The sequence below is a fragment of the Siphonobacter sp. BAB-5385 genome (assembly GCF_002261125.1).
In the GTDB taxonomy this organism is placed as follows: domain Bacteria; phylum Bacteroidota; class Bacteroidia; order Cytophagales; family Spirosomataceae; genus Siphonobacter.
Window position 1 is genome coordinate 1 of sequence record NZ_NMPS01000053.1, and the last position, 13,065, is coordinate 13,065.

Below are 13,065 nucleotides of genomic sequence, written 5' to 3' on the forward strand. Positions count from 1 at the left end.
GGTGGGCGTGCCGGCATGGAATGCATACGGACTGAAAAACCAGCCGCCTCAGCGGGACGAAGTTGTGGTCCGGTAATCTAGCAAACTTCATTACGAAATGACCAACCGTCTCAGCGGGACGAAAACAGTACTGTCCTTGAATAAAATATACGATGGTTTTGAGCAGATGCTTAACCGCCTATATCTCACTTTGAACCATGTAGGTCGTACCAAGACAAAAATTATTCTAAAAAAAATAAATTTTTTACTGGATAAGTCACATGAATTACGTCTTGTGTATCGAAGGGTCTTTCGATCCCCACCTTCTCACCGTATTCCTAATACGACTTCAGAACTACGCTGATTATGAACAAACACGTACCTACTCGCCGCAGGTTGTATGAATACCTGCAGGCTTGCACCATTGGTTTTTTCCTGTTGCTGAGCCTGACCGGTCAGGCTCAGACATCCAGAACCCTCACGGGTACCGTTACGGATGAAACCGGAGCCACCTTACCCGGCGTGAGCATTCTTCGAAAAGGCTCGCAGCAGGGAACCACCACCAACGAAGAAGGAAAGTATCGACTCACCTTCAGTGAAGAAGGAGCTACCCTCATTTTTTCTTACGTAGGTTATACGCCACAGGAAGTCGCTGTAGGAGCCGGATCGGTGTTGGACGTCGTATTAAAAGCCGATTCCAAAGCTCTTTCGGAAGTGGTCGTTGTGGGTTACGGCACCCAGAAAAAAGCGGAGGTAGCCACCGCCGTAGGTAGTATTGAAGGAAAAACGATCGCCGATCGGGGTACGGTAAGTCCGCTGCAAGGGGCTCAGGGTCAGATTGCCGGGGTGGATATTTCCGCCGGTTCGGGCCGGGCCGGAGCGAGTTATTCCGTCCAGATTCGGGGTCAGAACTCCCTGGCGGGTGGGCAGCCGTTGTACGTAGTGGATGGCGTTATTGTTCCCGATATCAACTTTCTCAACCCACAGGACATTGCCAAAATGGACGTGTTGAAAGACGCCGCCTCAACGGCTATCTACGGTTCACGAGGTTCCAATGGGGTAATTCTGGTGACGACCAAGGGCGGTTCAAGTGCCAAAGGTCGCACGACGATTTCCTACGACGGTTACGTGGGGATTCGGGAAGTGGCCCGGATGCCGAACTTCATGACGGGTCCCGAATGGTGGGAGTATCGCCAAAACACGTTTATCTCTCCCGAACTCATTGCCGGACGAACTAACTACGATAACACCATCGGTAGCCTGGGAAACCCAGTGGTGCAACAACGTGTAGCCAATGGTGATTATACCAACTGGCGGGATTTAGTACTGCGGACGGGTACGCAAATGAACCACTGGCTGACCATTTCAGGAGCGAGTGAAAAAAATACCGTGCAGTATTTGATTGGTGCGGGTTACCAGAAAGAAAAAGGTAACCTTTTGCAGGAAAGTCTGGATCGGTACAACTTCAAAGCCAGCGTGGATGGCCGGATGAATGACCACTGGTCGGCCGGAATGAGCGTTAACTTCTCACTTTCGGACATTGAGCGGGGTAGTGATGACGCCGTCCGGAATGCCTTCAACATGGCTCCGATTTTCAGTCCCTACGATGCGAATGGCAACCTGATGTTCCGGCCCGGACAAATTCCGGTACCCAATTCCACAACCATTTCGAGTTTTACCAGTACGGTAAACCCTTTGCTGGAAATTCCCAATACCGAGAACAACAACCGCCGCTTGTTCGGGGTCGGAAATCTCTATTTGCAGTATGCTCTGAATGACTGGCTGGAATTACGCTCGACGTTTTCGCCGAGTGTAAATTTCGAGCGGAACGGTCGGTACTGGGGTTCGCTGACCGGCGTAGGCGATGGCCTTCTACCCGATGCTCAGCGTTCTAATGCCCAGTCGCTTTCCTACATCTTCGACAATATCGCGACCATCCGTAAAAACTTTGGTGATCACCGCTTTACGTTCACGGGTCTGTTCAGTATGCAGAAGGACCGTTTCGAAGGCGATGGACTACGAGTGAATGATCTGCCCTTTAACTCTTCGTACTACAACCTGGGTTCTTCCACCAACCGTCAGTCGGGTACGAGTTACTTCCGGCAGGTGTCGATTCTTTCCTACATGGCCCGTGTGAACTATGTCTTCAAAAATCGCTACTTCGCTACGCTGGCTACGCGTTGGGATGGTTCGTCCAAGCTGGCCGAAGGGCATAAGTGGTCAACGTTCCCTTCACTGGCGGTGGGCTGGCAGTTGTCCGAAGAAAACTTCCTGAAATCAGCCAACTTTATTTCGGATCTGAAACTCCGCGTGAGTGCCGGTATTGCGGGGAACAACAACAACATCAGTGCGTACGAAAGCCAGATGAACCTGAGCGATCCCACCTTCTACGATTATGGTGGAACGGTTGCTCTGGGCTACGGCCCCAGCCGACTGCCCAACCCGGTCTGACCTGGGAACGTACCCGTGAGCTGGATTTTGGTCTGGATTACGGATTTTTTAACGGTCGGATTTCTGGTACGCTGGATGTCTACAACAAGATTTCGCGGGGCATTTTGATGAATCGTGATATTCCCATCGAAACGGGCTGGTCGTCGATTAAAGACAACGTAGGATCCGTACGGAATAAGGGCATCGAGTTTTCGTTACGGACCGTGAACGTCTCGACGAAAAACTTTACCTGGAGTACCTCATTCAATTTCGCCCGGAATAAAAACGAGATTGTCGATCTGCTCGATAAGAAAGAAGATCTGGTGGGAAACTGGTGGTTTATTGGCCGACCCATCAACGTAAATTACACCTACGTGTTTGACGGCATCTGGCAGGAGAGCGAACGCGAACTGGCCGTTAAGTATGGCCAGTTACCGGGTCAGGCTCGCGTCAAGGATTTGAATAATGACGGCAAGATTAGTAGTGCGAACGACCGGGCCATCATTGGTCAGAAAGACCCGAAATGGACGGGAGGCTTTTCGACGCAGTTTACGTATAAAAACTTTGATCTGTCGGCCTCGATGTTTGCCCGCCAGGGAGCCCAGGTGTATAGTGCCTTCCACAGCATTTTCCTGAACTACTCCGATCGCGGTACGAACAAAATCTACGAAGACTATTATATGGCCGATAATAAGGTGACGCCTTCCCGGGTATCCAATACCTATCCCATGCCGAATAACATCGGTCCTTACTGGGCGGGTGTATCGGGCGTCGGCTATTACAAAGATGTATCCTTCGTGAAAGTTCAGAATATCGTATTAGGCTACACGTTACCGACAACGCTGGTGGATAAAATCGGTGTGAAAAGCCTGCGGGTGTACGCCAACGTGCTGAATCCTTTTGTCTGGACGAAGTACAACGGCTTTGATCCTGAATACGCCAGCGGTATTGATCCGACCACGACTTCTAACGTGTCGAATACCACCACGGGCAATATCAATAACACGGGTCCGAGCACCATTACGTATCAATTTGGTCTGAACCTCAAATTTTAAACGACCATGAAATCCATAAAAGTAGCCGCCCTCCTGATTGGTCTGATGCTGACGGCTGGCGGGTGTAATGATTTTCTGAAGGAAGAAAATAAATCGAATATGGTGTCCGACGAGTACTACGCTACTTCGGAAGGATACGAAAAACTCATCAATGCGGCGTACTCGTCCATGCGATCGGTGTACAGCCAGCCCTGGGTATTTTGTGCGGGAACGGATATGTACGTGGAAGGCCGCAGCCAGCAGCCCGTGGGCCTGAGCGAATACCAGAACCTGATTCCGGATGACGGCGAAGTGCTGAACTTTTACACCAACGTTTACCAGTCCATTCAGGTGTGTAATACGGCTCTGTACTTCAACGATAAAACGGCATCAACGTCAACGCTGGCGAACCGCAAGGGAGAAATTCAGTTTCTGCGGGCTTACGATTACTTCCTGCTCGTGCAAACCTTTGGCGGCGTAGCTCTGGTAACGGACCGTTTTACGCAACCCGTGGAATCATTTTCGCGGGCCTCGGCTCAGGAGGTGTACGCCTTTATCATCAAAGAAATGACCGAAGCCCTGGAATTGGTACCCGAAACGACGCCCAATTTTGGTCGCGTCACCAAGCGGGCGGTTCGGCACATGCTGGCTAAAATTCACCTGACGCGGGGCTACGAAAGCTTTGGAACGGCGGATGATTTTAAAACGGCGGCGACCTACGCAGATGCGGCCATTCAGGGTCAGGGACTAACGCTTTCCTTTGAAGACGTGTTTTTCCCCGGTAACGAAAAGAATGCCGAAATTCTATTCTCCATTCAATGGGATGCCGCTTCGCTGCCCACGGCCAACTCGGGCGGTAATACGCAGGCGGCTTATTTTGGGCCGTACTTCGGTGGTCAGGGTGGGGTAGAGGGCTATCCGTATCGAACCTATACCCTGTGTCCAACGATGTATACGTTCGACCTGTTTACGGAAACGGATGCTCGGTTCGACGCCACGTTCATGGTTCAGTTCTACCAGCGGTATTACGATTACTATACGCGTCGAACGGAACGTAATCAATTGAACGTGAAGTATTATTATCCACCCAAATGGGCCAACAGTCCGGCCGCTATTGCGGCCTGGAAAGCCGCCGACCCTACTCGCCGAAATAACGCCGTGGTGTATCCGTATTCAGGAACGCTCTGGGAAGCCAGCCGCACGGTTGTACTAGATAATTACACGCCTTCCGTGAAAAAGTTCGACGATCCCTCGGCTCAGTTTGGTAGCAATACCAGCACGCGGGATCTGTTCGTGGCCCGTCTCGGAGAAACGTACCTGCTGGCTGCGGAAGCGTACTTTAAAATGGGTAATCTGGCTCTGGCCGCGGATCGTATCAATGTAGTACGCAAGCGGGCCGCTAAATCAGGAGCCGAAACCAGTATGCAAATTCAGTCTTCGGACGTAACCCTTGATTTTATTCTGGATGAACGGGGTCGCGAGCTGGTGGGTGAGTACCACCGCTGGTTCGACCTCAAGCGGACGGGTACCCTCATGACCCGGGCCCGGATGTACAACAAGGACGTACGGAAGTGGTTTGATAACGGCATCAATCCGTTTATGGGGGCTGGTAATCAGCCGAAACTGCTGCGACCCATTCCGACAAGGGCTCTGGATCTAAACCAGGGAGCCTTTGCTCAGAATCCGGGATACTAAGGTTGCTTTCATCGGTTCGAACCGATGCCCTACTTTTCCTACATGAGTTGTTTGGGAAAAGTAGGGCATCGTCATTTTTGTATCTGGCCACGGGAGGGCAGCCGAACCCTATAAAAGCATCAACGCTAAACCATTCATTAGAAACAGATGCGGAAATCAGCCGGGTAGATTATACTTGTAAGAATTGCCTGTTTCTGACGGGAAACGGTTTTTCGCAGAATCCTTATCCCCTATATGATGCGGTACTGAAGTGTTGGACAGAACACAGCAAGGTATCCTTTATCCGCATCTCAGATCATCGCACGACTTGTAATCTTCAGGAAGTCAACCTGTCTGATCCCGAGCAACACGTATTGAATTCCAGTCAGCTAAAAATAGTCGAACGCCGCAATGGCGATCTTTTTTGAACCGTATACAGATTGAAACACTGATCCGTACAAAACCGGAATACCGGCTCAAAGCTCGGGTTCGATTTGTTTTCGAAGCAAGGGTATTATGATCAGAAGGGCAATACGAGTCACTGGCGACGGCCCCGGAACAAATACAGAAACGTATACGGAATCGTATGGATTTTTTCAAGTGATTCAACCCGATCCATTTATAACGTCTATGAATTCCAAAACCAGGAATCGACCAGTTTGATGCTGTTTTTTCTGGAAAAATACGGTCTTTCCAGATGGCGGCGGGTTCATTCTATCTCAGTAAGTATTTTCTGAAACTCCGCAGGTACATGAACCTTTAATGGAAGGTACGATCAATCACCTTTCCTTATAAGAAAACCGTACTTAGTTACATGAATGAATTTGCGGGAAAAAGAACGTCGTTCATGCGTCACCTGGACATAAAAAAGCCTATCCGTAATGACAGATAGGCTTTTATAGTAGCATACTCAGTCGTCAGAGCCGCCACTCGTCGGACCAAAGCTGCGATACGAAGATACCAGTCACGTCCGAATGAAACGGGGTGTGTTCAACCAGACGGCAACATTCGTTTACGATTTAGGGCAATTTCCTGACTGAAGCGGCCATTTAACGTAATCCTATACGTTAAATGGCCGCTTTTCTGTTCAACTTTAGTCGGGCAGTAAGCCCTTTGACTGTGCTCTGGGCTACTACCGTTTACAAGGGGTGGCGTTCATTTGGCGTTAAGGATACATAAATCGTACCAAGGTTTTTTTCAAGCTGATCAAATTTCGTCATGGCTGTAATGGGCAGAATCCAGGCTTTTTGAGCCAGCAGTCTGGTCAAGGCCATCGGATGGTGATTGGATGGTAGCAAATCAACCAGAACGGTATTTATCTTTCGATTTTCGGGAGTAAAACGGGGAATGGTGCTGCGAAAATGCGTGACATCAAAGGGAGCTTTGGCGTGAATGGTATCCGTCAAAAAACCTTTATCCAACGGTTATGAGGAATTAGAAAACCCCTGATTTATGGAAGAAAGCCCAGGGCATCTCTGGTTTAAGTTTATCTACTTATTCGATGACAAATTTTGCAGCTGTTTATTGTATAAAGGGGTTAGGTTTGACCGGCTAAATGTTAGGTGGACGTTTAAATACTATGGATTTCTACCAAAAAACAGGTAATTTTTACTGAGCGGAGTGAATTTGTAGTAGTAAAACTACATAAGTATTCAATAAATACTATTTGTGCTTCCCTAGATAAAAGATAAGTTTGCCAAGTCTTTTTGTTGAAGACCTTAATCCACCTTAACGAAGCATTCATTAGTTTAAACCGCTACTTATGGATCGTGTCCACCTGGCTTGCCCTGGTTCGATAGCTGTACAGCTACGCTCTTATTCTTTTTCGTTAGTCCATTTTTTGACTGCACTCTTCCATAGGCCTCTTTTCAGAAAAAAGAGGCATTGCTGCTTTCCCATTGAATAAATGGGTCGACGCATTTCCTGTTGAATTTTACCAGACCATTCTATTCATATGCATCGGACTTGAAATAAAAGTCCTCAAACACTCCCGTTTGTTTCTATACCCTTATCACCAAAGATTACCCTTGATGTAATCTTTTCAGGTCCCTTTGTGCCCTTATCATACTCCTTCAACTAATCAGTACGCCGTGTTCTGATCACCGATTGCTTTTGCCTGAATCCACCCCAATTTCAATTTATACATCATTTATTCAAATCAATGTTTCATGGTTAAACAACTATTACTCTTTTCCTTCTTGACCGCTTCGGCCCTCTTTTCGGTCTCTGCCCAGCAGAAACCCAGAGGGACGCAGGACGGGCTGAAGGAGAGTAGCCCGCCGCCTGCCAAGCAGGCCCAGGCTGCCCGGTGGTTGAGACAGGACCGGTCGGGTTTTACCGAAAACAAGGGCCAGTTTCTGGACCAGACGGGTAAGCCTAATCCCGCCGTTAAGTATCTGCTCCACATGCCCGGCCTCAACGTTCAGTTGCGGCCTTCCGGCTTTAGCTACGATACGTATGCTCAGAAGGGTTCCTCGAAAAAGACCGGGTTTCACCGCGTGGACGTTGAACTCGTCGGGGCGAACCCCAACGCTTTGATGACTACCGGACCGGCTATTTCCCAGCCCGTCAACGTGATCAACGAACACGGATCGTTTACTAATATCCGTAAGTTCCAGTCGGTTACGTATCATGAAGTGTATCCGGGCATTGACCTGGAATTTGTGGCTCAACCGGGAACGAAGAAGCCCGTTGAGTACAACTTCATCGTTCGGCCGGGAGGAGACGCCTCAACGATCAACCTTCGCTACCAGGGGGCCAAAACAACCACCCTGCAAAACGAGCGGGTCGTCATGTCCCTGAACCACGGCAAGCTGTCGGAAAATATTCCCGCCAGTTGGATCAAGCAGAATCAAAAGCCGGTACGCGTGCACTACAAGGCTCTGGGTTCGGATGTGTACGCCTTCAACGTACCCGCCTACGACAAAACTCAAACGCTGGTCATTGACCCCACGCCGAATCTGGACTGGGCCACGTATTACGGAGGAACCGGTAATGAAACCCTGTATTCGATTGAAAACGATGACAGCGGAAACGTTTACGTTGTGGGGGTTACGACCAGTCCCAATACTATTGCTTCTGCGGGTGCTCAATGGGGTACTTTGACCGGAGCAAGCGATGCCTTTATTGCAAAATTCAACAACCAGGGGCAGCGGGTCTGGAGTACGTATTTTGGGGGATCTGGTGGTGACCTAGCAACCGCTGTTGCGTTCAGTAAGGGAGAGCTTTATGTAGCAGGAACTTCTAACAGCGATGGTCTAGCCACGCCAGGAGCTTATCAGAGTACTAGAATTGGTAGTACAACAAACAGTTACTTTGCCAAATTTAACGCCTCAACCGGAGCCAGAACCTGGACCACCTATGCAGGCGACGCAACGGGCTGGCTGACTCCAAGTCACATGACCGTAGACGAAACCGGAGCGTTTTACGTAGTAGGTATCGCAAGAATCATAAGTAGTGCAGTAGACAATCCAGGTGGGTTTGGCACGCCGGGCACGTTTCGTCCTACTGCGAGAAATACGTATCCATCTTGTCTAGTAAAGTATACTGCTTCAGGTACGAAAGCCTGGGGCACTTTTCTTGAAAACAGCACTACTACTCCAAACGTCTCCTCTGGGGTAGTGGTGGATGCGGAAGGCAACGTTTATGTGACGGGGACCTCTATAGGAACCGGATCTACAGCCAACTATTACAAGGAGCTGGTTGGGGGTGTTTCTGAAGGACAGATCCGACAAAACATAGATGGGTTTATTTTGAAATTGAATCCGACCAGCGGAACCCGGATCTGGGGAAGATACGTGGGCGGACCCGATCATGACCGAATACACGGTATCGCTCTGGATAAAGCAAGAGCTCGTATCTATGTCGTAGGGGGTACGAGTAGTACGACAGGGATTGCTTCAGCAAATGCCTTTCGTACTAGCTTGGGAAATCCAAACAGAGACGGCTTTTGGGCCAGCTTTGATCTGAATGGCATTTATCAGCAAGGCACGTACTTGGGTGCCCAAGCGGGTGATACATATTTATCCGGAGTCCGGCTGGATGCCCAGGGGAATCTGCTGGTATCTGGGACTACCACTACAACTACCGGGGAACTAGCCAGCGATTGTAGCTATCAGCCCATGCCAGGGGGAGGTGAAGATCTGGTCATCAACCGCTTTGACGTCACGTCTGGTCAACGCATCTGGGGTACGTATCTGGGCAATGCAGCCGATGAAATGGTGGTGGAAAGTAATACTAGCCCTACTCGCTACAATACTTTAGCCATCGATCCCCAGGGTAATCCTATTATTGCGTTTTACGTACCCGCCGGTAGTGCAGGCCATGCCACGTCCGGTTCTTACCAGTTTAGTTCCAATGGAGGTACGGATGCAGTGATTGCCAAGTTCAATTCGCAAGGGCTGCCCGATAACTTTACGACTTCTGCCAGTACCCTTTCACCCCTCACGCAAAACGCCTGTATCCTGGGAATTCCCGGTATCATTACGGGTAGTGCCGTTGAGGTGACGAGTCCCTCTACGTTCCAGGGCAAGGTGTTCTACCAATGGCAAAAGGCCACGAGTGCCAACGGCCCCTGGGAGGATCTGCCCGGCGAAGTTTTCAAAGACTTACAGCCCCTGGCTTCTCAAACGACGCTCTACTACCGCCGTCAGGTCAAAGTCTGCGATCAGCAAGTCATCGCGACTTCGCCCGTAGCCTCGGTAGTGATCGGAGCCAATGCCGCTCCCATTGCTAGTGCCAATGGCCCGCAGTGGTTTGTTTGTGGTACGGGTGCCAATACCGTAGCTCTCAACGGCAGTGCCACGGGCGGTACGGGTAATTTTACCTACCAGTGGTTTGCCGGAAGTACGTCGACGGGTTCACCGGTAGCCACTACGGCCACCTTCACCACACCCGCCGTTACGGAGGCTACCACCTACACCTTACAAGTCAAAGACGGAGCCGGTTGTTTTGATATTGATCAGGTAACGGTTGTTCCCGCAGTGGCGAATGCCGGTGGTAGCAAATCCGTCTGCCAGGGCAGCGGTGGCGTACAGTTAGGGACGGCTCCCGTAGCCAGCTCTTCGGTGACGTACGCCTGGAGCGTGGTATCAGGCGGTGCCCTGAGTACCTTAAGCTGTACCACCTGTGCTCAACCCATTGCTAATCCTAGCGTAGCTACTACCTACCGATTGACCGTAAGTGTTAAGCAGAAAAATGGCACGGTTTGTACCACCACCAGTGAAGTAACGGTTACGCCCGTAGCGGCTCCCAGCAACACAGTGGCCTTTGCCGGTTCGGACAAAACCATTTGTAAAAATCAATCGGTTCAACTGGGCGGCACCGCCGATGCTAATTTTGCCTATACCTGGACTTCGGGTCAGTACCTGAGTAGTTCTCAGGTTGCCAATCCCACATTTAGTGCGGGTACGGCTGCCGTAGCTAATGGTTTCATTGATTATACGGTTAATGCCGTGAAGGATGCCTGTGTTTTTACCGATCAGGTACGGGTGTCGGTGATCAATTCTCGGATCACCAATCAGGATGAAACCGTTTGTGGTCCCGCCTGGTCGTCGCATCTGGATGAAGACAATGCTCCGGGAACAACCTACACCTGGAGTATCGTCAGTGGCGATGGTGTTATTCTTCAAACTTCAAATAATGGGAAGAATGCGTACCTGAAAAGCAATGCGGGCGTGACCCGTTTTCGCCGGACGACGACCCTGAATGGAGTTGCCTGTACAGCGGATGTGCTGATCCAGCCTTGCTCGGGTAACAGCTGTAATTTCGACATCGTTACCTTGTCTAATCAGGGTTGTCCGAAAGTATTCGGCAGTACGGTATTGCGGCTGGGAACTACCGTTGGCAACAGTTCGAATTATAACTTCTCGTGGAGTCCTGCCAATCTGGTCGATAACCCAACGGCGGCTACGGTCACGATTACCTCCACGCAGCAGGCCACCATTACAGTCACGATCACCAACAAGTACGATGCGTCCATCAGTTGTAGTGAATCGATTGTGATCAACCCGCCGGGATGGTCGCTACCCGTGTTTACGGCTGCGGATAAATACACGTGTCCGAATGTACCCGTACAGATTGGCAATAGCCCGCTGGCTGGTTTCAACTACGCCTGGACTCCGGACGAGGGGTTAAGCAATCCCAACATTGCCAATCCGCTCGCCACCGTAGCCCGGACCCAAACCTTCATCGTAAAGGTTACCGAAGCGGCTTCCGGTTGTCGGACGGCGGATACGGTACGCGTGAATGCCTCCGCTCCCGTAGCCGATGCCGGCAGAGACCGGGCCGTGTGTAATGGAGCCACGGTTACGCTGGGTACCCCCGCTCCGGCAGGGACCAACTGGGTATATTCCTGGACCCCAGCCAATGCCGCCTGGACGAATGGCACGAATGCCTCTTCGCCGCAGCCTCAGTTGCAGTTCGCTTTTTCTACGCCTCAAACGTATATTCTGAAAGTAACGGACCCCGTGTCGGGCTGTACGGATGCAGATACCGTAGTGCTTCGAAACACCGCAGCTACGGGTGAATACGCGGGTCAAAGCGTGACCACCTGTCAGGGCGTTCCTGTAACATTGGGTCGTCAGGCGGAACCGTTAGCTCAGTACGCGTGGTCACCCGCTACGGGTCTGAGTTGCACGACCTGTGCGAATCCGACGGTTACCAATCCGACGGCTACCACTACGTATACGGTTCAGGTAAGTTACCCCGGTTGTAATACGCCGCTGACCGATCAGATCACCGTTACTGTCAATACTATTACCGGTTTAAGCCTGGTGGATAAGACGCAGTGCAGCGGAGGGGTAGCGATTGGGTATGGATCGGCTAATAATCCAGCCGCACCCACTGGGGCCACCTATACGTGGTCTCCGGCTCAGGGTTTGAGCAGCACTACAGCAGCGAACCCTACGGCTACGGTTAGTCAGCGTACGACCTATACCGTAGCGGTTATGCTAGCCAATGGCTGTACCTTTACGGATCAGGTGGTGGTGACGCCTACGGCGGGTGCCGGAGCTCCGGTAACGATTTGTCCGGGTCAATCCACCGTCATTGGTACGCCGGCTATTGCGGGTGCTACTTATTCCTGGACGGGTGCAGGTATCGTGGGAGCAGCCAACGTGGCTCAGCCTACGGTAAAACCAACGGCAACGACGACTTATACCGTAAACGTTACGTCGAATGGTTGTACGTCTTCGAGTCAGGTAACCGTCACGGTTGATACTCCCGCAGACTTTACAATTACGGGCAACACCACGATTTGCCAGGGGGGGGCCACGACGTTAGGCTTAGCCGGAACACCGGCCGTGGGTACTACCTGGCAGTGGAGCCCGGTAGCGGGTGTGGCCAGTCCGACGGCTACCTCAACCGTGATTACGCCCTCGGCTACGCAAACCTACCGCCTGACGCAAACCACGCAGCCCACAGGTTGTAGCAACTTCAAGGAAGTCGTCGTGGTGGTTAATACCAATACGATTGCTGCCACGACGCAGGATCTGGCCGTTTGTGCGGGTTCGGCAAAGGCCATGCCGTTAACGGTAAGCTCAACGGGGAATTACTCGTACGTGTGGGCCCCTTCGACGGGACTTTCCGACCCCTTCAGTGCCAACCCAACCGTAACGACCTCGACGGGCCGTTTATATACGGTAACCATTACCGATAATACTTCCAAATGTCAGTTGGTACTGCCCGTCAATGTAACGGTCAATCCGATTGAAGCCTGCTATTCACCGGTAACGCTGACGGGTAACGTCTTCCACGATGCCAACGCTCTGAAGGACGTGACAGTAAATTCAACCTCTACGCAGCCGATCCCCACGGGACTATACGTAACGCTGGTAGATGCCAATGGTCAAGCGGTGAAGACCGTAGCCGTAGGTTCAAACGGAGCGTATGATTTTGGAGTAACGCCAACGGGCAATTATAGTGTCGTACTGCATCAGACGGCTGGTGG

At 51.0% G+C, this 13,065-nt stretch carries 5 protein-coding genes; 4 read left to right on the forward strand and 1 reads right to left on the reverse strand.

Annotation, left to right across the window (positions count from 1 at the left end):
• Positions 1-345 precede the first annotated feature (345 nt).
• From BWI93_RS05100 to BWI93_RS05110, 3 genes are all read left to right on the forward strand, one after another.
• On the forward strand, positions 346-2,430 hold the full coding sequence (locus BWI93_RS05100; RefSeq protein WP_094809069.1) for a SusC/RagA family TonB-linked outer membrane protein: 2,085 nt from the start codon (positions 346-348) through the stop codon (positions 2,428-2,430).
• A 107-nt stretch (positions 2,431-2,537) separates the two neighbouring features.
• Positions 2,538-3,464, forward strand: coding sequence for a hypothetical protein (locus tag BWI93_RS05105; RefSeq protein WP_094809070.1), 927 nt, complete (start codon positions 2,538-2,540; stop codon positions 3,462-3,464).
• Between the two features lie 6 nt (positions 3,465-3,470).
• Positions 3,471-5,138 carry a RagB/SusD family nutrient uptake outer membrane protein gene (locus tag BWI93_RS05110; protein ID WP_094809071.1) on the forward strand — a complete coding sequence of 556 codons (1,668 nt, stop codon included), beginning with the start codon at positions 3,471-3,473 and terminating at the stop codon, positions 5,136-5,138.
• A gap of 1,118 nt (positions 5,139-6,256) precedes the next feature.
• Here BWI93_RS05110 and BWI93_RS05120 read toward each other — a convergent pair.
• On the reverse strand, positions 6,257-6,538 hold the full coding sequence (locus BWI93_RS05120; RefSeq protein ID WP_094809073.1) for a hypothetical protein: 282 nt from the start codon (positions 6,536-6,538) through the stop codon (positions 6,257-6,259).
• Positions 6,539-7,285: 747 nt separating this feature from the next.
• On the opposite strand from BWI93_RS05120, the gene BWI93_RS05125 reads away from it, so the two are divergent.
• Positions 7,286-13,065: hypothetical protein (locus BWI93_RS05125; protein WP_141217358.1), on the forward strand; the 5,780-nt coding region annotated here is incomplete at its 3' end.